Source organism: Thermocrispum municipale DSM 44069, assembly GCF_000427825.1.
Classification (GTDB): domain Bacteria; phylum Actinomycetota; class Actinomycetes; order Mycobacteriales; family Pseudonocardiaceae; genus Thermocrispum; species Thermocrispum municipale.
In genome coordinates, this window is the sequence record NZ_ATYT01000015.1 from 75815 (window position 1) to 96418 (window position 20604).

The following is a 20604-nucleotide window of genomic DNA, read 5'->3' on the forward strand; positions in this document are numbered from 1 at the left end:
AGCGTCCGGGCCGCGAAGCCGGGCGGCTCAGCCTCAGTGTCCGACCCGCGGAACCAGACTCAGCGTCCGGCGGGAGTCACGTTCAGCATCATCCCGGCCAGACCCCGCGCCCGCACCGACAGCTTTTCCGCCGCGGTGCGCAGCACCTGGGCCGCGGGAGCGTCCGGGTTCGCCAGGACGATCGGCGTGCCGTTGTCGCCGTTCTCCCGCAGCCGCGGGTCCAACGGAACTTGGCCGAGCAGCGGCACCTCGGCGCCGACCGACTTCGACAACGAATCAGCCACCCGCTGGCCGCCGCCGGAGCCGAACACCTCGATGCGTTGGCCGTCCTCGGTCTCCAGCCACGACATGTTCTCGATGACGCCTGCCACCCGCTGACGGGTCTGCAAGGCGATCGCGCCGGCCCGCTCGGCCACCTCCGCGGCCGCCTGCTGCGGGGTGGTCACCACCAGGATCTCCGCGTTCGGGATCAGCTGCGCCACCGAGATGGCGATGTCACCGGTGCCGGGCGGCAGGTCGAGCAGCAGCACGTCCAGATCGCCCCAGAACACGTCGGCCAGGAACTGCTGCAGCGCGCGGTGCAGCATCGGCCCGCGCCACACCACGGGCGTGTTGCCCGGGGTGAACATGCCGATCGAGATGACCTTCACGTCATGCGCCTGCGGCGGCATGATCATGTCGTCGACCTTGGTCGGTTTCTCGCTGGTACCCAGCATGCGCGGGATCGAGTGACCGTAGATGTCCGCGTCGACCACGCCGACCGACAGCCCGCGCTGGGCCATCGCCACCGCCAGGTTCACCGTCACCGACGACTTCCCGACGCCGCCCTTGCCGGAGGCCACGCAGTACACGCGAGTCAACGAACCGGGCTGCGCGAACGGGATCAGCGGGTCCTTGACGTCCCCGCGCAGCTTGCGACGCAGCTCCGTGCGCTGCTCGTCGCTCATCACGTCCAGCTCGACCCGCACGTCCGGCACGCCCAGCCGCTGTACGGCCTCGGTGGTGTCCCTGGTCAGACGGTCCTTCATCGGACAGCCCGCCACGGTGAGGTAGATGCCGACCGTGACGGTCCCGTCGGCGTCGATCCGGACGTCCTTCACCATGCCGAGGTCGGTGATCGGTTTGCCGATCTCCGGGTCCTTGACCGCGGAGAGGGCCCGGCGTACGTCGTCGTCGCTGGGCAGCTGGGTGCTGGTCATAGGCCCATGCTACGAGCCGGGCGTAGCATCGAAGCAGGTGGTGAGATGGACGTCATCCTGTACGTTCTCATCGGCCTCGTAGTGCTCCTCGCCGGCGCGGCCGCCAGCGGGCTGCGCACCGTCGCCCAGTACGAACGTGGGCTGGTCTTCCGGTTCGGCCGCGTCATCCGACCCCCGCGTGAACCCGGGTTGGCGTGGATCATCCCGGTCGTCGACCGCATGCGGAAGGTCAACGTGCAGGTCGTGACGCTGCCGGTGCCCGCGCAGGACGGCATCACCAGGGACAACGTCACCGTCCGGGTCGACGCGGTCGTCTACTTCAAGGTGATCGACCCGGTGCAGGCCGTCGTCGGTGTGGAGAACTACCGGTTCGCGGTGTCCCAGGTGGCGCAGACGTCGCTGCGGCGCATCATCGGCGAGAGCGACCTGGACGACCTGCTGTCCAACCGCGAGCGGCTGAACCAGGGCCTCGAGCTGATGATCGACAGCCCGGCACTGGACTGGGGCATCCACATCGACCGGGTGGAGATCAAGGACGTCGCCCTGCCCGAGTCGATGAAACGGGCCATGTCCCGGCAGGCGGAGGCCGAGCGGGACCGTCGGGGGCGGGTCATCGCCGCCCAGGGCGAGCTGCAGGCGTCGGAGAAGCTGGCGCTGGCCGCGCGGCAGATGTCCGACACCCCTGCGGCGCTGCAGCTGCGCCTGCTGGAAACCGTGGTGGAGGTCGCCGCGGAGAAGAATTCCACCCTGGTGCTGCCATTTCCGGTGGAGTTGTTGCGATACCTGGACGCACACACCGAGCAAGCCGAGCCGGAAACGAAATCCGAACGTAATAAAGCGGCGGAGCAGCCCAATTCTGCGCCTACCCCGAAAGAAGGACGGCTACCAGCGTCAACGGACGGATTGCCGCAACGCGAAAATGACCAAGCTGCTGATGAGTAACGCATGGATAACCTTCGGTGGCCGCTTGTTGCCGCCGCGACCCGCGTGATGTGTGGCGACGTTAGACCCGTCACTCAGCGGCGTGGATCACTTCTCGCCACCGGGTAGGCGATGGATACTGCGGGGTAATCAACCGCGACCAGCAGGCTCGAGCCCGAAGGAGTGCCGCATGGCCCGCCTTGCCCAGACCGCAGGCCTGACCGACATCCAGCAGGAAATCCTGGCGACCGTCCGCGACTTCGTGGACAAGGAGATCATCCCGCACGCCCAGGAGCTGGAGCACTCCGACACCTACCCGACGGACATCGTCGAGGGCATGAAGGAGATGGGCCTGTTCGGCCTGACCATTCCGGAGGAATACGGCGGGCTCGGCGAGTCGCTGCTGACGTATGCGCTGGTCGTCGAGCAGATCGCGCGCGGGTGGATGAGCGTGTCCGGGGTGATCAACACCCACTTCATCGTGGCGCACATGATCAAGCAGCACGGCACCGAGGAGCAGAAGCAGTACTACCTGCCCAAGATGGCCACCGGGGAGATTCGCGGGTCGTTCTCGATGAGCGAGCCGGACCTGGGCTCGGACGTGGCGGCCATCAAGACGCGTGCGGTCAAGGACGGCGACTCGTACGTCATCGACGGCAGCAAGATGTGGCTGACCAACGGCGGCACCTCGAACCTGATCGCGCTGCTGGTGCGCACCGACGAGGGAGCGGAGAAGCCGCACCAGAACCTGACCGCGTTCCTGGTGGACAAGCCGGAGGGCTTCGGCGAGGTCGCGCCCGGGCTGACCATCCCCGGCAAGATCGACAAGATGGGCTACAAGGGTGTCGACACCACCGAGGCGGTGTTCTCCGGCTACCGCATCGGCGCCGACAAGATCCTCGGTGACGCGCCCGGCAAGGGATTTGCGCAGATGATGGACGGTGTCGAGGTCGGCCGGGTGAACGTCGCCGCGCGCGCTTGCGGCATCTCGATCCGGGCGTTCGAGCTGGCCGTGCAGTACGCCCAGGAGCGCACCACGTTCGGCAAGCCCATCGCGCAGCACCAGGCGATCGCGTTCAAGCTGGCCGAGATGGCCACCAAGGTGGAGGCGGCCCACCTGATGATGGTCAACGCCGCCCGGCTGAAGGACTCCGGCCAGCGCAACGACGTGGAAGCCGGCATGGCCAAACTGCTGGCGTCGGAGTACTGCGCCGAGGTCACCCAGGAGGCGTTCCGCATCCACGGCGGCTACGGCTACTCCAAGGAGTACGAGATCGAGCGGTTGATGCGGGAAGCGCCGTTCCTGCTGATCGGCGAGGGCACGTCGGAGATCCAGAAGACGATCATCAGCCGGGGTCTGTTGCGCGAGTACCGCAACCGCTGATTCCGCGCGCCCCGGGTCGCGGGGTGCCGCCCGGCGGTGCCATCCCCTGACTGACAGCTGATTCCGCGCGCCCCCAGGTCGCGGGCCGTTCGCATGTCACACGCAACGTGCGGCAGGATGGATGGATGCAGCGACGTCAGCGGCAGGNGGGGCGATGAGCGGACAGTTCTCCGGTCGGGGGCGAGCACAGCTGCCGCCGCGCCTGCCGACGCCGCCGACCGGCTGGCCGATCGGTTCCTACGACACGTATCAGGGCGCCCAGCGCGCGGTCGACTACCTGGCCGAGGACGACTTCCCGGTCGGTGACGTGACGATCGTCGGGGTCGACTTGATGCTGGTCGAGCGGGTCATGGGCCGGTTGTCCTGGGGCAAGGTGGTCGCCACCGGCGCGTTGTCCGGTGCCTGGTTCGGCCTGCTCGTCGGGTTGCTGCTCGGCGCGTTCGACAGCCAGCGCGGCTTCTCCGCCGCACCCGTGCTGGTCGGCCTGGGCGCGGGCGTGCTGTTCGGGGCGGTGTTCGCCGCCATCAGCTACGCCATGACGAAGGGGAAACGCGACTTTTCTTCGGCGAGTCAACTCGTCGCGGGTCGTTACGACGTGCTGTGTCTGCCACGTTCTGCCGAGCGCGGCCGGGATTTGCTGGCCAAGCTCGCGCTGGGCACCGGTGATCGTCCCGCGCAGGCAAACGAAGAACGAAACGACTAGCGTTTGGCAATTTGCGGACACCGGCCGCTAGGCCTGTTGTCGCAATTTCGGCACCAGTCGTGTCTAGACCTTCTACCTATTCCTGCGAAACCCTTGCGGACGGCTGATCACCGGGAATAAGTTCCGTGTTGCCCGGATCGATACAGCAGCGTGGTCCGGGTTCCGATCTGACGCACGTTGCGGTGCGAACCCGGGCGCCCCACCACCGGACCCGTGGTCGCACTGCGTGCGGCACGGGAAAAGGAGGGACCGGTGCGCCGAGATCGCACACGCACCCGAGCGGCGGCGATGGCCGGGTCATTGCTGACCGCGGCGGGGGTGGTGGCTGGTTGCAGCTCGGAAGCTGACAACGTCGTAACGCTGTACTACGCGTTGGAGCAGTATGTGCCGCACATCGTGGCGACGTGTAACGAGGAAGCCAACGGCGAGTACCAGATCGTGCATCGCCAGTTGCCACGAGACGCCGACGGACAGCGTGAACAGATGGTGCGCAGGCTCGCGGCGGGTGACACCGACCTGGACCTGCTCGGCCTGGACGTGACCTGGGTCCCCGAGTTCGCCGAGGCCAAGTGGCTGGCCGAATGGACGGGCGAGGACAAGGCGTCGGTCGAAGAGGACACGCTGGAAGTGCCGCTCAAGACCGCGACATGGGACGGCAAGCTGTACGCGGCGCCCATGAACACCAACGTTCAGCTGCTCTGGTACGACAAGTCGCTCACGCCGGAGCCGCCGAAGACGTGGGAAGAAATGATCGAGATGTCCCGCGATCTGAAGGCGCAGGGCAAGCCGTACCAGATCCTCTACACCGGGGCCCAGTACGAGGGCCTGGTGGTGGCGTTCAACAGCCTGGTGAACTCCGCGGGCGGCCAGGTGCTCAGTGACGACGGCACCGAGGTGACGCTGGACGACAAGGCCAGGCGGGCGCTGGAGATCATGCGCCAGATGGTCGACGAGGGGCTGAACAGCCCGTCGCTGAGCAACGCGCAAGAGCAGCAGGTGGTCGACTCGTTCTCGCCCGGCGACAGCCAGGCCGCCTTCCAGATCAACTGGCCGTTCGTCTACGCGGCGACGCGGGACGCGAAGTCGCCGCGGTTCGAGAACCTGGCGTGGACCACGTACCCGGGGGTGGGCGACAACCCGGGCCGGGTGACCGTCGGTGGCTTCAACATCGCGGTCAGCGCCTACTCGGAGAAGAAGGACCTGGCGTTCAAGGCCGCGCGCTGCCTGCGGCAGGCCAAGAACCAGAAGTACGCGGCGATCTGCGGTGGTGTGCCGCCGACGCTGGAAAGCCTGTACAAGGACGAGGAGCCGATCGCGCCGTGCGACGGTGACACCAGCGGCAAGCGCCAGTCGATGGTGGACGCCTACCCGATGCGCGACGACATCCTGAAGTCGCTGGAGACGGCGGCGGTCCGGCCGCTGACCCCGGTGTACCAGAACCTGTCCACGGTGACGTCGAAGATCCTGTCGCCACCGGGATCGATCGATCCGCAGGCCACCCTTGAGGAGCTGCGGGAAGAGCTGAACAACGCGGTCCAGTCGCAAGGGGTGCTGCCATGACGACACAAGGGCCCAACCCGGCCGAGACGGCCGCTGGTTCGACCGCCGTCGCCGAGCCGGCGGAGGACGCCAAGCGCGGTAACGGCAAGAAGAACGGCAAGTCGGCACTGAGCGAGGGCAAGCGGGCCGAGCGCAGGCTGGCCTGGCTGCTGTGCGCGCCCGCGGTGATCGTCATGGTGGCGGTGACCGCATGGCCGATCATCTACTCGCTGTGGCTGTCGCTGCAGCGCTACGACCTGCGGTTCCCGGACGACACCGAGTTCGTCGGGCTGGACAACTACGTGGCGGTGCTGTCCAGCGGCTACTGGTGGACCGCCTTCGGCGTGACGCTGGCGATCACCGTCGTGTCGGTGGCCATCGAGCTGGTGCTCGGCATGGTGCTGGCTTTGGTCATGCACCGGGCGCTCGTCGGCCGCGGCCTGGTGCGCACGGTCTCGCTGATCCCGTACGGGATCGTCACCGTGGTGGCGGCGTTCTCCTGGTACTTCGCCTGGGACCAGGTGTACGGCTACTTCACCGGGCCGGACGACGCGCCGCTGACCCAGACCATCCCGTCGCTGCTCATCATCGTGCTGGCCGAGGTGTGGAAGACCACGCCGTTCATGGCGTTGCTGCTGATGGCGGGCCTGGCGCTGGTGCCGGACGACCTGCTGAAGGCGGCGGCGATGGACGGGGCGAACGCCTGGCAGCGGTTCACCAAGGTGATGCTGCCGGTGATGAAGCCCGCCATCCTGGTCGCGCTGTTGTTCCGCACCCTGGACGCGTTCCGCATCTTCGACAACATCTTCGTGCTGACCAAGGGGCAGAACGACACCTCGTCGGTGTCCATGATCACCTACAACAACCTGATCAAGGGGTTGAACCTGGGCATCGGCGCGACCATGTCGGTGCTGATCTTCATCTCGGTCGCGATCATCGCGTTCGTCTTCATCAAGCTGTTCGGCACGGCTGCCCCGGGCAGTGACACCGAGGGGAGGCGCTGACATGGCGATCCTGCAGAGTCCGGCAGGCAAGAAGACCGCGTGGACGCTGGTCGACATCTTCGTCATCGTCTACGCGCTCTTCCCGGTGCTGTGGATCCTGTCGTTGTCGCTGAAGTCGTCGGAGACGCTGGCGGACAAGAGCTTCTTCCCGACCGACATCAGCTTCGAGCACTACGAGACGATCTTCTCGGCCGACGTCAGCCTGTTCATCCGGCCGCTGATCAACTCGATCGGCATCTCGGTGATCGCGACGCTGATCGCGGTGGTGTTCGGCACGATGGCCGCCTACGCCATCGCGCGGCTGGACTTCCCCGGTAAGCGGGCACTGGTCGGCGTCTCGCTGCTGATCGCGATGTTCCCGCAGATCTCGCTCATCTCGCCGCTGTTCGAGATGGAGCGGGCGCTGGGGCTGTTCGACACGTGGCCGGGTCTGATCCTGCCGTTCGTCACCTTCGCCCTGCCGCTGGCGATCTACACGCTGTCGGCGTTCTTCCGGGAGATCCCGTGGGAGCTGGAGAAGGCGGCGAAGATGGACGGGGCCACGCCCGGTCAGGCGTTCCGGAAGGTCATCGCGCCGCTGGCGGCGCCAGGGGTGTTCACCACAGCGATCCTGGTGTTCATCTTCTGCTGGAACGACTTCCTGTTCGCCATCTCGTTGACCTCGACCGAGAACGCTCGCACGGTGCCCGCCGCGCTGGCATTCTTCACCGGGGCATCGCAGTTCGAAACACCGACCGGCTCGCTGTCCGCTGCCGCGGTCATCATCACCATTCCGATCATCGTGTTCGTGTTGTTCTTCCAGCGCCGCATCGTTGCGGGGCTGACGTCGGGTGCTGTGAAGGGGTAGTTATGGCTGAGATCGTTCTGGACAAGGTGAGCAAGCGGTACCCGGACGGCGCCCTTGCGGTCTCCGAGGTCAGCATCGACATCGCCGACGGCGAGTTCATCATCCTGGTCGGCCCGTCCGGCTGCGGGAAGTCGACGACGCTGAACATGGTCGCCGGCCTGGAGGACATCTCCAGCGGTGAGTTGCGCATCGACGGCGAGCGGGTCAACGAGAAGGCGCCGAAGGACCGGGACATCGCGATGGTGTTCCAGTCGTACGCGCTGTACCCGCACATGAGCGTGCGGGAGAACATGGCCTTCCCGCTCCGGCTGGCCAAGGTGGACGACGCGACGGTCAACCGCAAGGTCAACGAGGCGGCGGAGATCCTCGACCTGACCGCGCACCTGGACCGCAAGCCGGCCAACCTGTCGGGTGGTCAGCGTCAGCGGGTCGCGATGGGCCGTGCGATCGTGCGAAACCCGAAGGCGTTCCTGATGGACGAGCCGCTGTCCAACCTGGACGCCAAGCTGCGGGTGCAGATGCGGACGTCGGTGTCGAAGCTGCAGAAGCAGCTGGGCACCACGACGCTGTACGTCACGCACGACCAGACAGAGGCGATGACGCTGGGCGACCGGGTCGTGGTGCTGCGCGGCGGCCACGTGCAGCAGATCGGGTCCCCGCAACACCTGTACGACAACCCGGCGAACCTGTTCGTCGCGGGCTTCATCGGTTCGCCCTCGATGAACTTCTTCCCGGGCCAGATCGCCGAGGGCAGCGTGCGCAGCCCGCTCGGCACGGTGCCGCTGCCGGACCGGTTGAAGGACGCCGTGCAGGCAGGCTCCGGGCAGCGGGACGTCATCGTCGGTATCCGGCCGGAGCACTTCGAGGACGCTTCGCTGATGGACGACGCGTCGCGCGAGCGTGGCGGGCTGGTGACGGTGAAGGTCGACGTGCTGGAGTCAATGGGCTCGGACGCCTACGCGCACTTCACCGTCGAGCAGTCCGAGGCGATCGAATCCGCCGAACTGGCCGAGCTGGCCGCGGACTCGGGCCGGACCGACACCGGGTCGGACACCGGGTTCACCGCGCGGCTGTCGGCGGCCACCACGGCCAGGGCCGGCGAGCCGATCGAGCTGTGGTTCGACACCGACAAGCTGCAGCTGTTCGACCCGTCCTCGGGTAAGAACCTGGTCTCGGTCGAGTAGGAGCAGGCGAAACGGGCCGTCGCGCCACGGGTGCGACGGCCCGTTTGCTGTGTGCGTGGGAGCGTCACGCCCGAGCGCCCGGCCGTCGTCTCTCGCACGCCTGGCCGGTCGCCGACCGTGCTGGCCTCGCACGAGCCCAGTCCGCCGCCAGCGGCCGCTGCACCACCAGCGGGGGTTCGGCCGCCGCACCACCAGCGGGCTCCGGCCGCTGCGCAACCAGCGGGGGTTCGGCCGCCGCATCAGAAGCAGCGGGTCCGGCCATCGCCCAGCAGCGGATGAGCGCCGCACGCCGTCGCCGACGCCGGCCCATGGGATTTGCGCCACGCAGCCGTGCGCCCCTCCGCTCACCAGGGCCCGCCGCTGCCGCCGGCCGCGGCGTCGCACCAGAGCCGGCCGTCGCCACCGCCTTCCAGCGAACTTCGGTCGCAGCCGAGGAACCCGGTTCGCTTCGCGCGACGGCGGCAATACCCAGCGGAGCCCGGGCCTAGCGGAAATCACCGCCCGCGGCCGTCAGCCTCTCCACAGCGGTGGCCCGCGCCGGACACGAGCGTCGGACCCTCGCCGGTCAGTTCTTGGTCAGGGTGTCGATGACCTCGTCGTCCCAGCGGTGCGTGCGCATGAGCTTGTAGCGCTTGCCCGCCATGTCCAGGTACGCCTCCGTGTCCGTGCGGTCGCCGATCAGGTCGGCATCCCGCAGCAGCCGCACCGCGGGCAGATACTCCTCGGCGTACCAGCGGTTGGCCACCGTCTCCCGGTCCATGAACTCGCCCTCGTCCTGCATCAGCCGGAATCCCCACGCCTCGATCGCCTCACCGAGCTCGGCGTACTGCTCGGGGTCGGACAGCTTCATGTCGGCGCGGGCCTCCGGGATCAGCGGCACCCGCTCCTGGAAGATCCGGTGGTAGTCCTTGACGATCAGATCGCCGCGGTAGCGGATGCCGTCTGCGTCCAGCACCGTCTCCACCAGCGTCACGTACGCCTCGATCTCCTTCAGCCCGAGCGCGCAGGCGACCGACACCCGGTGGTGGCCGTCGCTGACGAAGTGCAGTTCGCCGACCCGGTAGACCTCGATCGGCGGAATGGTCTCGCCACGCCGGTGGGCCGCCGCCAGCCGCTCCCACCGCGCGCGCACCCGGCCGCTGGTCGGCCGGAACCAACGGTCGAAATCACGGCTGCGGTCGACGCTGCCCACGATCGTGTCGATCCGGATGACGCGCAGGCCGAGGCGACGTTCACCCTTGCGACCCAGCGCTTCGACCACCTCGTCGAAGGGCAGCATGACGTTGATGTCGTCCGGCTCACGGCGCAGCCATGCGGCCAGTGAGGCGCGCACTTGCTTGCGACGGGCCCGCAGGAAGTCGCTTTCGGCATCGGCCCTCGGGAAGCCGGTGGTCTTGCTCATGTGATCTCCGCGGAATGCTCAGCAGGAACGAGATCGATGATGTGACTGCCGACGACGTTGCGCACGATCGTCGTACCGAGTATGTGGTCTTTGCACCGTTCGCCGTAAGGGTGAACATGCCCGTGCAGCAGCCACCGGGGACGAAGCCGCCGCACCACGTCGTGCAGGCAGTCGAACCCTTGATGCGGGTCGTCGTCCCCGTCGCCGACGCCGCGCGGTGGGCTGTGTGCGAGCAGCACGTCCACCGGGCCGCGGGCCCGGCGGACCAGCCGCCGCGCTCGCCGGGCCGCCTGCTGCTGCGTCCACTGGTTCGGACCCTCGTTGTAGCGGATCGACCCGCCGAGTCCGGCGATCCGCAGCCCGGCCGCCTCGACCACCCTGGTGTCGGCGTTGAACCAGCCGCGCGGGCCCGGCCACCGCTCGGGGAAGCCCGACCGCATGGTCAGTCCTGCGCTCAGCGAATAGCCGCCCAGGTCCCGGTCGTGGTTGCCCGGCACCATGACGGCGGGCACCTCCAACGCGTCGACCAGGAACTCGAGGTAGTCGAAGGGCAGATCGCCTGCGGACAGCAGCAGGTCGACGTCTCCGACACGGCCGATGTCCGACCACAGCGCGTGGTCCACCTCGTCGGAGACCACCAGTGCCCGTGCCATACCCCCAGGTTACGGGGCTTTCACAGCCAGCGGTTGCGTCTCAGCCGCCGGTAGAGGGTGACACAAACCACCGCGATCAGCAGGAGCACCGCCGGGTAGCCGAGCTTCCAATGGGTCTCCGGCATGTAGTCGAAATTCATGCCGTAGATGCCCGCGATGGCGGTCGGCACCGCGATGATCGCCGCCCACGCGGTGATCTTGCGCATGTCGGTGTTCTGCTGCAGCGTGATCTTGGCCAGGGTGGCGTCGACCAGCGTGGTGAGCATCTCGTCGAAGCCGGCCACCCGCTCGGACACCGTCGTCAGGTGGTCGTCGACGTCGCTGAAGTACGAACGCACCTGGTCGGGTACCAGCTTGCTGTAGCCCTGGGCCAGCCTGCGCAACGGCGTGGCCAGCGGCAACACCGCCCGCCGCAGTTCGAGCACCTCGCGCTTCATGAAGTAGATCTGCTCGGCGGTGATCAGCGAGTCCGGAGCGAAGACCTGCGTCTCCAGCATGTCCACGTCGTCGGCCAACCCGTCGGTGACGTCCATGTACTGGTCCACCACGTGGTCGGCGATGGCGTGCAACACCGCCGACGGTCCGAGCGACAACTGCTCGTGGTCGTCCTCCAGCTGCCTGCGCACCTTGCCGAGCTCGGCATGCTCGCCGTGCCGGACGGTGATGATGAAGTCCTTGCCGAGGAACGCCATCAGCTCGCCGGTGGCCACGATCTCGTTGGCCGTGGTCGGCGACGAGTGCTCGACGTAGCGCACCGTCTTGAACACCATGAACAAGGTGTCCTCGTAGCGGTCCAGCTTCGGCCGCTGATGCGCCTGGACGGCGTCCTCCACCGCCAGCTCGTGCAGCTCGAACGTGCGCGCGATGGCCGCCATCTGGTCCTCGTCCGGCTCGAACAGCCCGAGCCACACGAAGCCCTCACCTGTGGCACGCACCTCGGCGATGGCCTCGCTGTGCGTCCAGTGCCCGGGCTTTCGGCGCCCGTTGACGTACACGGCACAGTCGACCACACACGAGTCGAGCGGCGACGGCGTGCGCGGCTTCACCGGACCGTGGACGGTCCTGGAACGGGAACGGAATGCGCCAAGAGAGGGAATCGCGGGCATGAGGAACTCCTGCCAGGGAGAGGGGGCTGGCTTCGGTGCACGGGACTATCGCCAGTACTCACGGGTTCCTCACCTCCTCGCGTTCGACGCCGGTCACAGCGTGTCAAGGGTCTCGTTGACCAACGAGCACCAATGATCGAGGGTACTCCTGCAGTGGTATTGCGTGCTCATTTCCCCCCACTTGAGGAGGCCGAAACAGTGCAGTTCGGGCGCTACTACGAAGAGTTCGAGGTCGGTGACGTCTACAAGCACTGGCCGGGCAAGACGGTGACCGAGTACGACGATCACCTGTTCTGCCTGCTCACGATGAACCACCATCCGCTGCACATGGACGCGCACTACGCGGAGGAAACCACCGACTTCGGCAAGAACGTGGTGGTCGGCAACTACATCTATTCGCTGTTGCTCGGCATGTCGGTGCCCGACGTCTCCGGCAAGGCCATCGCCAATCTGGAAGTCGAGTCGCTGCGGCACATCAAGCCGACGTTCCACGGTGACACCATCTACGGCGAGACCGAAGTACTGGACAAGACGCCGTCGAAGTCCAAGGACGACCGCGGCGTGGTGTACGTGGAGACCCGCGGCTACAAGCAGGACGGCACGATCGTGTGCACTTTCCGCCGCAAGGTGATGGTGCCGAAGCGGTCCTACGGCGAGACGCGGGGTGGAGAGCAGCCAGGTCGACCGGAGCCCCATGAATGATGATCTCTCGGTGATCCGGCGGCGTCTGCGGACGTTCGCCGAGTCCGAAGCGCAGACTTCGCCGCTGTACGCGCACTTGGCGGGCCGGGCCGCCGAGGACGACGAGGTAGCGGGTCTGCTGTCGGCCGCGCCGCTGTACCAGGCGCGGCCGACCTTGCTGCTCGCGGTGGTGCACCGGCTCCTGGCCAAGTCGCCGGTGCACCCGCTGAGCAGGTACTACCCGACGATGGGCGGCTTCGACGGGGTCGACGACCAGACGTGGCCGTTGTTCAAGTCGTTCGTGCTGGAGCGCGCCGACGAGGTGCGCGAGATGTGCGCGACGCGCTCCACCCAGACGAACGAGGTGCAGCGGGCCGCGGTCGTCTACCCGGTCATCGCGGCCGCGGCCAAGCAGGCCCGCTCGCCGATCGCTCTGTTGGAGGTCGGTGCCAGCGCGGGCCTGCTGTTGAATATGGACAAGTACCGGTACGAGTACCTGTACGAGGGCGAGAAGCTGTCCGCCGGACCTGCGAAGGCCGCCGTGTGCCTGCACTGCGTCGTCGACGGCAGCGGGTTCACGCAGCCGCCGAAGAAGCTGGCCATCGGCGCCCGGCTGGGCCTGGACATCGCACCGGTCGATCTCGCCGACGAGGACCAGTTCGCGTGGCTCGAGGCGTGCGTGTGGCCGGACCAGGTGGAGCGAGTGCGGCTGTTGCACACCGCGGCCGCCGCGCAGCGCAAGGATCCGCCGGAGCTGATGCCCGGCGACGCGGTGGACGACCTGGCCGAGGCGGTCGGCCGGCTGCCTGCCGACCTGCCGCTGGTGGTGCTGACCAGCCAGGCCATGGCCTACCTCGAGGTGCCCCGGCGTCAGCAGTTCATGGCCCGGCTGGCCGAGATCGGACGGCAGCGACCGGTGTGGTGGGTGGCCAGCGGCCCGTACGAGACGGGCATGGACCTGATCGCTCCCGGGCGCGACGACGTCAGCTACGAGAACACCGGGCTGAGCACGCTGGCCGTCATGCAATGGGCCGGTGGTGAACCGACCGGCCGGGTCGTCGCGCAGCACGCTCATCACGGCAAACGCATGACCTGGATGGGCTAAACCCGGCCGGATGAATTGGTGCGCGCTCGGACGCGCGGTCGCTGTCCGTCAGCGCGGAAGGGCGTTCCAACCACGGAGCGTGGCCGTCAGTTGCTCCACCAGAGCACCGCCCTGATCAAACCGGGTGTACTCGTCGGCTGTGACCCAGCGAACATCTGCGGCGTCATCACCCGCACGGAGCACTCCGCCGGTGACCGAACAAAAGTAGTCATGAATCTCGAATTCGCCGCGAATCACGACTCCGGCGAGCCCCTCACAGCGGATTTCCAATCCGGTTTCCTCGCGCAGTTCGCGCGCGACGGCGACCGCGTCGGATTCCCCGGGTTCGACTCTTCCCCCAGGTAGAGACCACTTTCCGGCGGCGGGCGGGTGACCGCGCTTGATCATCAGCAACCGGCCGTGCTCGTCGTGCACCACCGCGCCGACGCAACGCACTGTGGATTTTTCGGTCGCCATAGCCACAGAGAGTAGTGACCCGGTAGCATATTCGCTGGGGCTGGCCCGTCTGCGGGACTTGCCTTGCGGAAGACCGCACCTGGTGCGGTATGAACGAACCGGTGACGTGAGCGACGAGTAGACGGGATCTGATCGCCAGTGAACGCGAAGAAGATAGCTGCTGTGGCCGGGACCCTGCTGGTGCTGTTCTTCGTGATCTCGCAGCCAGGCGCGTCGGCGAACCTGGTGCACAACATCCTGGGCATGCTGCAGGACGCCGCTGAGTCGTTGATCACCTTCGTCAGCAACGTGTTCAACGGCTGACCCAGGGCGCAGAGCGACCATGCTGCTGGCTCCTCGGGATCCAGACGAGTATCTGCTCGACACCGAGCGGCGCGTCATCCGGCTTCGTCGGCATTGGGCGGTCCTGCTCTGGGACGCGTTCGAGTCCGCCGCGTTGCTGGCGATCACCATCATGGTGTCGTACCTGCTGCCGCCGTCGCAGTGGATCTTCCAGAACATCCTCTGGTACGTCGCGCTGTTCGTGGTGCTGCGCTTCGCGTGGAAGGTCATGGAGTGGTGGGTCGAGACCCTGGTGGTCACCGACAAACGCTTCGTGCTCACCAGGGGCATCTTCACCACCAAGGTGCTGATGATGCCGATCAGCAAGGTCACCGACCTGACGTACGAGCGGCCGTTCGTGGGCAGGCTGCTTGGCTACGGCACCGTGATCGTCGAGTCGGCCGGTCAGATCCAGGCGCTGAACAACATCGACTTCATTCCGCGGCCGGAGGAGTTCTACGACTCGATCTCCGAGCTGGTGTTCGGGGACAAGAAGGCGCAGGCTCAGCGGTTCTCGATGGCCAAGGCGCAGCGCATCGCGAAGGGCAAGCGGCCGGTCGGCTGAGCCGGGAACGCCGCGGTGCGGCACGGGGCGACGTCGCCGGTTTCGCAGTCGGCCCGTTTGACCCAGCGCACACCCTCTACCACCTGCGACGGCGCAATCCGGCGGGTTCGGGCAGACTCAGTGGGTGCGCATCGATCTCCACACTCACTCGGTCATGTCGGACGGAACGGACACGCCGAGTGAGCTCGTGCGCGCGGCGGCCTCAGCCGGGCTGGACGTCGTCGCGATCACCGACCACGACACGACGGCCGGCTGGGAGGAAGCGGTCGGCGCCCTGCCGTCCGGTCTGACGCTGATCAGGGGTGCCGAACTGTCGTGCGTCAGCACCGCCGGAAACGGCCGCCCGATCAGCGTGCACCTGTTGGCCTACCTGTTCGATCCGCAGGCACCTGCGCTGGTCGAGGAGCAGCGACGGCTGCGGGTGGAGCGGCGGGAACGGTTGCAGCGGATGGCCGTGCGCATGGCCGCGGACGGCCTGCCGATCGACCCGGACGAGGTCATGGCGTCACTCCCAGCCGATGGCGCGGCTGGACGGCCGCACCTGGCGCGCGCACTGGTGGAGGCGGGCCTGGTGAGCACGGTCAGCGAGGCGTTCGACAAGTACCTGGGCAGTGGGGGGTCGTATTACTTGCGGCGAGCTGACACCCCGGTGAAGCGGGCGATCGCGATGATCGCCGACGCGGGCGGCGTGGCCGTCCTGGCCCACCCGTGGGCGTACTCGCGGGGCCCGACGGTGGCGGACGACGTGATCGTCGAGCTGGCCGAGGCTGGACTGTCCGGCGTCGAGGTCGACCACCCTGACCACGACCCCGGCACCAGGGAGCGGTTGCGCAAGCTCGCCGCCGAGCTGGACCTGCTCACCACGGGGTCGAGCGACTACCACGGTGCCAACAAGCCGACCCCGATCGGTGCCGAGACCACCGACCCGGAGGTCTACGAACGACTCGTCGCTCGTGCGAACGGACGCACACCGGTGAGAGGCTGACGCGGTGTATTTCGACGTCGAGGTTTTCACCTCTGCGGTGATTACGCTGCTGGTCATCATGGACCCGCCGGGCACGGTCCCGGTGTTTCTGAGCCTGACCGGCCGCAAGCCGCCCGCGGCTCGGGCCAAAGCGGCGCGGCAGGCAGTGCTGATCTCGTTGCTCGTCATCACGCTGTTCGCGGTGGCGGGCCAGGCGATCCTGGTGTACCTGGGGATCGGCATCCCGGCGCTGCAGGGCGCGGGCGGTCTGCTGTTGCTGCTCATCGCGCTGGACCTGCTGACCGGCCGGGAGAGCACGCAGCCGCAGGCAGCCGAGGACGTGAACGTGGCCCTCGTCCCGCTGGGCACCCCGTTGTTGGCCGGGCCCGGTGCGATCGCGGCGACCATCGTGTTCGTCCGGGAGGCCGAGGGCCACATCAGCGCGTATCTGGCGCTGGCCGCGGCGATCCTGCTGGTGCACATCGCACTGTTCCTGTGCCTGCGGTTCGCCGGCGGGCTGATCAGGCTGCTGAAGGAAAGCGGCATCACGCTGCTGGCGAAGATCGCGGGTCTGCTGTTGGCCGCGATCGCGGTGCAGCTGGTCGCCGAGGCGGTGCGGGGGTTCATCGCGGGTAGCTGACGACCGATGGCTGTCGCCGGAGTGGACTGTGCGGAGGTTTTCGGGGCCGCTGTGTGGCCTCGTCGGGCACGCGACTCGCGCCGGGGCCGTTACGTGACCCGTGTCGGATACGCGGAGGTGCTGCGGGAGCCGCTGTTGGCCCGCGTCGGCTACGCGACTCGTGCCGGTGCCGTTGCGTGGCCCTGCNTCGGCTNCGCGACTCGTGCCGGNGCCGTTACGTGACCCGCGTCGGATACGCGGAGGTGCTGCGGGAGCCGCTGTTGGCCCGCGTCGGCTACGCGACTCGTGCCGGTGCCGTTGCGTGGCCCTGCCTCGGCACGCGGCTCCTGCCAGGCCCGGTCCGTGCGAACAGGGCCCCGCATTCCGGACCGCTGACCGGGGTATTCCTCGCGCCGGACCTGGCGCTCCCCGGCCGCAGGACGGCGACAGTTAGCCTGGCGAGTATGTGGGTGGATGAGGTGGTGGAGGTGAGCCGGCCAAGTCGTGACGACGCCGTGGGCGGTGGCGTCGTGCGGTTTCTCGCCGGGTCATTGGCCGCCGGGCTCGCGGTCCTGACCGTGGGGCTCGTGGTGGCCGAGCTGGTCACCGAATCGCACGGACTCAACGGTCCGGGGACCGGGCCCGTCGTCGGGCACGCGGTGGCTTCGGTGGCCGCCATCGCGGCAGCCGCCGTCGCCGATCGCAGGCAAGGCCGGGCAGCCGGTGTGGCGATCGCGGTCGTGCTGGCGATCGTGGCCGCCGTGCTGTGGTTCTACTGGCTCACCTGACCGGTCAGCGCAGCGCGACCAGCGTGTCCCCGCGCTGCTCGAGCAGGACCGGCCCGACGTGGCTGAGCCGCACCGGACCCTCGTAACCGGATCGATCGATGGCGACCGTGCGCGACGACTCACCGGTTTCTTCGTCGATGACGGCGATCCCGCCGTCGATGGGCACGACCATGCTGTCTGCCCACTGCATTCCGGTGCCGCGAGTGTTGGGCAACGTCCAGCGTGGCCGCAGCGTCTCGGCATCCATCGCGAGTGTGGCCGACCCGCTGAACCACAGCACCGAAGACGGACCGTGCGTCAGCTGCGGAGTCCCGTCGACGTGCGCGTCCAACAGCTCTTCGGTCGGCATGGTCAGGCTGTACTGGTTCACCAGTTTGCCGGGCTTGGCGTAGATCAGGAGCTGACGCGTGTGCGGCAGCACGACGGCGGCCCGCGGTTCCTCGTCGCGCGCGACCGCCACCACGCGGGCATCCGCCCCGGGCAGCTCGGCCGACAGCAACACCTTCGGCTCGTCGCTTCTGTTCTCGCCGTCCTGCTCGTTCGTGGTGCCGATGACGGTCAACCAGTCCGACCGGTCACCCGCACAGCGCTCGGTGATGGCGATCTTGCCCGCGAGCAGCGCCATGGAATTCAACGCGCAGTCCGAGCGCGGCGGCACACCGGTGTCGGCCAGGCATCGCCGCTCCTGCGACGGCGGGGTCGACGTCTCCACCTGGCCCTTGCTGGGCGAACTGGTGGCCGAGCAGCCCGGCCGGTGCTGGCGGTCCGGTTCCACCGGTGCAGGTACCCGGCCGTACTCCATCGTGCGGATCAGATCCCTGCTCCAGACGTTCAGCAGCTTGCGGCCGGTGGCCAGCACATGTGTCCCGTCGCTGAGCAGGCGCGTGCCGAGTTCGGCGTCGCCGTTGCGTTGCGCTTGCAGCCGCCCGGTGGCGAGATCGAGTCGCGAGACCTCGCTGCACCCGGACGACTTGCGATAGACCGCCAACGCGCTCGACCACGCCTCGCCGACCGTGCACAGCGGCAGATCGCGCTCGTAGTGCCAGACCTGCTCACCCGTCTCGGCGTCGCGTCCGGTGACCTTCCCGCCCTCACCGGTCACCACGGTGGCGCCATGCGCGACCGGCAAGATCGTTTTGGGGCTCGGCGCCCGCCACAGCTCCCTCAGCTGCCCTGGTGGCTCCTTGGGCTCGGGTAGCTCGGTCTGCTCCCGCGCGGCCGTGGAGCGGCTGGTCGCCCTGCTGTCGCTCTGCGCCCACACGAGCGCCCCCACGACAACCACGACCGCGACGACGACCGCGGTGACGATCCTGTCCCGCGGTCGCGTCCACGGCGAACGTGCTCCCGCCCGCCTGCCGGGCTCACGCGGGGGCTCGGGCGAGGCGGGCACGGGTCAGGCGTCCCCGCCCGCCGAGTTGGTCGCGCTGCTGCTGCGACGGCGCCGACGGCGACGCCGCGCCCCGGATGACTTTCCGGGCGCCGAGGAATCCGCATCGCTGGTGCGTGCCTCCGGCGCACTGGTCGACTGCGTCACCGAGGTCTCCTGCTTCGCCTCGGAGGACGAGCGGGAGCCGCGCGTGCGCTTCCGCGGCCGACGCTTGGCGGGCGACTGCGACCGAGGGCCGCTCTTGCGCTTGCCCCCGAAGTCCTCGGCCTTCTCCGCCGAGAGCCCGGCGCGGGTCCGCTTCGCCAGCGGCAGCCTGCCGGTGGCGTCCCGCGGGATGCCGAGATCGGTGTACAGGTGCTCGGACGTGGAGTAGGTCTCCACCGGCTCGGGCTTGTCCAGCCCCAGCGTGTCGGAGATCAGCTTCCAGCGCGTCTGCTCGTCCCAGTCGACCAGCGTGACGGCCACGCCCGCCTTGCCCGCACGACCGGTGCGGCCGATGCGGTGGACGTAGGTCTTCTCGTCCTCCGGGCACTGGTAGTTGATCACGTGGGTGACGTCGTCGACGTCGATGCCGCGGGCCGCGACGTCGGTGGCCACGAGCACGTCGATCTTGCCGGAGCGGAACGCCCGCAGCGCTTGCTCGCGGGCGCCCTGACCCAGGTCACCGTGCACCGCACCGGCAGCGAAACCGCGCTCGGTCAGCTCGTCGGCGACCTTCTGCGCGGTGCGCTTGGTGCGCGTGAAGATCATCGTCAGGCCGCGATCCTTGGCCTGCAGCACCCGCGCGATCAGCTCCGGCTTGTCCAGCGCGTGCGCCCGGTAGACGAACTGCGCGGTGCGCTCGTGGATCGCGCCCTGGTCGACCTCCTCGGCGCGGATGTGCGTCGGCCGGTTCAGGAACGTGCGGGCCAGCGTGATGATCGGGCCGGGCATGGTGGCCGAGAACAGCATGGTCTGCCGCTCGTCCGGCACCATCCGCAGGATGCGCTCGATGTCGGGCAAGAAGCCCAGGTCGAGCATCTCGTCCGCCTCGTCGAGCACCAGCGCGGAGACCTTGCCCAGCACCAGGTGCCGCTGCTCGGCCAGGTCGAGCAGCCTGCCCGGGGTGCCGACCACCACGTCGACACCCTTCTTGAGCGCCTTGATCTGTGACTCGTACGGGCGGCCGCCGTAGATCGACAGGGTCCGGACGCCGAGGTACTTGCCCGCGTCCTGCAGATCGTGCGTGACCTGCAGGCACAGCTCACGGGTCGGCACGACGACCAGCGCCTGCGGCGTTCCGTCACCGGGCAGCGTCAGCCGCTGCAGAATCGGGACGCCGAAGCCGAGGGTCTTACCGGTGCCGGTCCGCGCCTGGCCGATGACGTCGTCGCCGGCCAGTGCCAGCGGCAGGGTCAGTTCCTGAATGGCGAACGTGCGCTCGATGCCTGCTTCGGCCAGCGCACGCACGATTTCCGGCTTGATGTCGAAGTCGCTGAACTTGGGGGCCTCCGGGCGGACCGGGGCGCCTGCCTGCAGCGGATGGGAAGGATCGGTCTCGTCGACACCGGCCTCGCTGTGCTCCAGCGTGACAGGGTCGGTCGGCCCGGGGGTATCCGTGATCTCGGATCGCTCGCCAGGCGTGTCGGTCATGGTCAGCGTGATCGCCTCTCTCACATTCCAGCGCGCACAGCTGACGGTGGGAAATCCCCAATGGCCGATCATGGTCGGCATAGCGTGCACGCACAGTGCCTCGATATCGCTCGATATTCCTCGAATCGCGCGGCCACAAACTCC

General features: G+C 68.1%; 21 protein-coding genes. 14 read left to right on the plus strand and 7 right to left on the minus strand.

Features of this window, described 5'->3' with window-relative positions:
* Positions 1-59: 59 nt before the first annotated feature.
* Complete coding sequence (locus tag YWM_RS0113715; protein ID WP_028851213.1) at positions 60-1199, minus strand: Mrp/NBP35 family ATP-binding protein; 1140 nt, start codon at positions 1197-1199, stop codon at positions 60-62.
* 45 nt (positions 1200-1244) lie between these two features.
* Here YWM_RS0113715 and YWM_RS23640 point away from each other — a divergent pair, with 45 nt between their 5' ends.
* From YWM_RS23640 to YWM_RS0113750, 7 genes are all read left to right on the plus strand, one after another.
* On the plus strand, positions 1245-2141 hold the full coding sequence (locus YWM_RS23640) for a slipin family protein (RefSeq protein WP_084612400.1): 897 nt from the start codon (positions 1245-1247) through the stop codon (positions 2139-2141).
* A 169-nt stretch (positions 2142-2310) separates the two neighbouring features.
* Positions 2311-3504, plus strand: coding sequence for an acyl-CoA dehydrogenase family protein (locus YWM_RS0113725; protein WP_028851214.1), 1194 nt, complete (start codon positions 2311-2313; stop codon positions 3502-3504).
* Positions 3505-3658: 154 nt separating this feature from the next.
* Positions 3659-4207 (plus strand): YflT domain-containing protein, encoded by a 549-nt coding sequence (locus YWM_RS0113730; protein ID WP_028851215.1) that lies wholly within the window; start codon positions 3659-3661, stop codon positions 4205-4207.
* A 288-nt stretch (positions 4208-4495) separates the two neighbouring features.
* On the plus strand, positions 4496-5767 hold the full coding sequence (locus tag YWM_RS0113735; protein WP_052344883.1) for an ABC transporter substrate-binding protein: 1272 nt from the start codon (positions 4496-4498) through the stop codon (positions 5765-5767).
* Positions 5764-6750 (plus strand): carbohydrate ABC transporter permease, encoded by a 987-nt coding sequence (locus tag YWM_RS0113740; protein WP_028848922.1) that lies wholly within the window; start codon positions 5764-5766, stop codon positions 6748-6750. Before YWM_RS0113735 ends, YWM_RS0113740 begins: the two co-directional genes overlap by 4 nt.
* A 1-nt stretch (position 6751) precedes the next feature.
* The gene (locus YWM_RS0113745; RefSeq protein WP_028851217.1) at positions 6752-7597 is read left to right on the plus strand and encodes a carbohydrate ABC transporter permease; all 846 of its coding nucleotides are present in this window, start codon (positions 6752-6754) and stop codon (positions 7595-7597) included.
* A 2-nt stretch (positions 7598-7599) separates the two neighbouring features.
* The gene (locus tag YWM_RS0113750; RefSeq protein ID WP_028851218.1) at positions 7600-8781 is read left to right on the plus strand and encodes an ABC transporter ATP-binding protein; all 1182 of its coding nucleotides are present in this window, start codon (positions 7600-7602) and stop codon (positions 8779-8781) included.
* A 565-nt stretch (positions 8782-9346) separates the two neighbouring features.
* Here YWM_RS0113750 and YWM_RS0113755 read toward each other — a convergent pair.
* From YWM_RS0113755 to YWM_RS0113765, 3 genes are read right to left on the minus strand one after another with little or no spacing between them, the layout of a single operon-like run.
* Positions 9347-10183: a ParB N-terminal domain-containing protein gene (locus YWM_RS0113755; protein ID WP_028851219.1), complete on the minus strand. Its 837-nt coding sequence runs from the start codon at positions 10181-10183 to the stop codon at positions 9347-9349.
* A complete protein-coding gene (locus YWM_RS23645) occupies positions 10180-10836 on the minus strand; it encodes a metallophosphoesterase family protein (RefSeq protein ID WP_043661048.1) in 657 nt (218 codons plus the stop codon). The genes YWM_RS0113755 and YWM_RS23645 overlap by 4 nt, the downstream gene beginning before the upstream one ends.
* Before the next feature lie 20 nt (positions 10837-10856).
* Positions 10857-11942 (minus strand): magnesium and cobalt transport protein CorA, encoded by a 1086-nt coding sequence (locus YWM_RS0113765; RefSeq protein WP_028851220.1) that lies wholly within the window; start codon positions 11940-11942, stop codon positions 10857-10859.
* 198 nt (positions 11943-12140) lie between these two features.
* Between YWM_RS0113765 and YWM_RS0113770 the strand changes: the two genes are divergently transcribed.
* Both YWM_RS0113770 and YWM_RS0113775 read left to right on the plus strand, forming a co-directional pair.
* Entirely contained in the window at positions 12141-12644 is a 504-nt protein-coding gene (locus YWM_RS0113770; RefSeq protein WP_028851221.1) for a MaoC family dehydratase, read from the plus strand.
* Positions 12637-13728, plus strand: a complete 1092-nt coding sequence (locus tag YWM_RS0113775; RefSeq protein WP_028851222.1) for a DUF2332 domain-containing protein — start codon at positions 12637-12639, stop codon at positions 13726-13728. Before YWM_RS0113770 ends, YWM_RS0113775 begins: the two co-directional genes overlap by 8 nt.
* A gap of 48 nt (positions 13729-13776) precedes the next feature.
* Here YWM_RS0113775 and YWM_RS0113780 read toward each other — a convergent pair whose 3' ends face one another.
* The gene (locus YWM_RS0113780; protein ID WP_043661051.1) at positions 13777-14184 is read right to left on the minus strand and encodes an NUDIX hydrolase; all 408 of its coding nucleotides are present in this window, start codon (positions 14182-14184) and stop codon (positions 13777-13779) included.
* A gap of 162 nt (positions 14185-14346) precedes the next feature.
* Between YWM_RS0113780 and YWM_RS26460 the strand changes: the two genes are divergently transcribed.
* The 5 genes from YWM_RS26460 to YWM_RS0113805 all read left to right on the plus strand — a co-directional run bounded on the left by YWM_RS26460 (position 14347) and on the right by YWM_RS0113805 (position 17441).
* Positions 14347-14487 (plus strand): hypothetical protein, encoded by a 141-nt coding sequence (locus tag YWM_RS26460; RefSeq protein ID WP_169720991.1) that lies wholly within the window; start codon positions 14347-14349, stop codon positions 14485-14487.
* Between the two features lie 22 nt (positions 14488-14509).
* Positions 14510-15070 (plus strand): PH domain-containing protein, encoded by a 561-nt coding sequence (locus YWM_RS0113790; protein ID WP_028851224.1) that lies wholly within the window; start codon positions 14510-14512, stop codon positions 15068-15070.
* 124 nt (positions 15071-15194) lie between these two features.
* The gene (locus YWM_RS0113795; protein ID WP_028851225.1) at positions 15195-16055 is read left to right on the plus strand and encodes a PHP domain-containing protein; all 861 of its coding nucleotides are present in this window, start codon (positions 15195-15197) and stop codon (positions 16053-16055) included.
* A 4-nt stretch (positions 16056-16059) separates the two neighbouring features.
* Positions 16060-16674 (plus strand): MarC family protein, encoded by a 615-nt coding sequence (locus YWM_RS0113800; protein ID WP_028851226.1) that lies wholly within the window; start codon positions 16060-16062, stop codon positions 16672-16674.
* A 443-nt stretch (positions 16675-17117) separates the two neighbouring features.
* Entirely contained in the window at positions 17118-17441 is a 324-nt protein-coding gene (locus tag YWM_RS0113805; protein WP_028851227.1) for a hypothetical protein, read from the plus strand.
* A gap of 4 nt (positions 17442-17445) precedes the next feature.
* Here the strand turns inward: YWM_RS0113805 and YWM_RS0113810 are convergent, their stop codons facing one another.
* Both YWM_RS0113810 and YWM_RS23650 read right to left on the minus strand, forming a co-directional pair.
* Entirely contained in the window at positions 17446-18831 is a 1386-nt protein-coding gene (locus YWM_RS0113810; RefSeq protein WP_156914775.1) for an Rv3212 family protein, read from the minus strand.
* Positions 18832-18834: 3 nt separating this feature from the next.
* A complete protein-coding gene (locus YWM_RS23650; protein ID WP_052344888.1) occupies positions 18835-20460 on the minus strand; it encodes a DEAD/DEAH box helicase in 1626 nt (541 codons plus the stop codon).
* Between the last annotated feature and the right edge of the window lie 144 nt (positions 20461-20604).

Excerpts from the sequence above, each read along its gene's own strand:
- YWM_RS0113715 (WP_028851213.1), bottom strand. The coding sequence starts at position 1,199 with ATGACCAGCACCCAGCTGCCCAGCGACGACGACGTACGCCGGGCCCTC.
- YWM_RS0113805 (WP_028851227.1), top strand. The coding sequence starts at position 17,118 with ATGTGGGTGGATGAGGTGGTGGAGGTGAGCCGGCCAAGTCGTGACGAC.
- YWM_RS0113740 (WP_028848922.1), top strand. The coding sequence starts at position 5,764 with ATGACGACACAAGGGCCCAACCCGGCCGAGACGGCCGCTGGTTCGACC.
- YWM_RS23645 (WP_043661048.1), bottom strand. The coding sequence starts at position 10,836 with ATGGCACGGGCACTGGTGGTCTCCGACGAGGTGGACCACGCGCTGTGG.
- YWM_RS23640 (WP_084612400.1), top strand. The coding sequence starts at position 1,245 with ATGGACGTCATCCTGTACGTTCTCATCGGCCTCGTAGTGCTCCTCGCC.
- YWM_RS0113745 (WP_028851217.1), top strand. The coding sequence starts at position 6,752 with ATGGCGATCCTGCAGAGTCCGGCAGGCAAGAAGACCGCGTGGACGCTG.
- YWM_RS0113750 (WP_028851218.1), top strand. The coding sequence starts at position 7,600 with ATGGCTGAGATCGTTCTGGACAAGGTGAGCAAGCGGTACCCGGACGGC.
- YWM_RS0113730 (WP_028851215.1), top strand. The coding sequence starts at position 3,659 with ATGAGCGGACAGTTCTCCGGTCGGGGGCGAGCACAGCTGCCGCCGCGC.
- YWM_RS0113775 (WP_028851222.1), top strand. The coding sequence starts at position 12,637 with ATGAATGATGATCTCTCGGTGATCCGGCGGCGTCTGCGGACGTTCGCC.
- YWM_RS0113725 (WP_028851214.1), top strand. The coding sequence starts at position 2,311 with ATGGCCCGCCTTGCCCAGACCGCAGGCCTGACCGACATCCAGCAGGAA.
- YWM_RS23650 (WP_052344888.1), bottom strand. The coding sequence starts at position 20,460 with ATGACCGACACGCCTGGCGAGCGATCCGAGATCACGGATACCCCCGGG.
- YWM_RS0113780 (WP_043661051.1), bottom strand. The coding sequence starts at position 14,184 with ATGGCGACCGAAAAATCCACAGTGCGTTGCGTCGGCGCGGTGGTGCAC.
- YWM_RS0113755 (WP_028851219.1), bottom strand. The coding sequence starts at position 10,183 with ATGAGCAAGACCACCGGCTTCCCGAGGGCCGATGCCGAAAGCGACTTC.
- YWM_RS0113735 (WP_052344883.1), top strand. The coding sequence starts at position 4,496 with ATGGCCGGGTCATTGCTGACCGCGGCGGGGGTGGTGGCTGGTTGCAGC.
- YWM_RS0113765 (WP_028851220.1), bottom strand. The coding sequence starts at position 11,942 with ATGCCCGCGATTCCCTCTCTTGGCGCATTCCGTTCCCGTTCCAGGACC.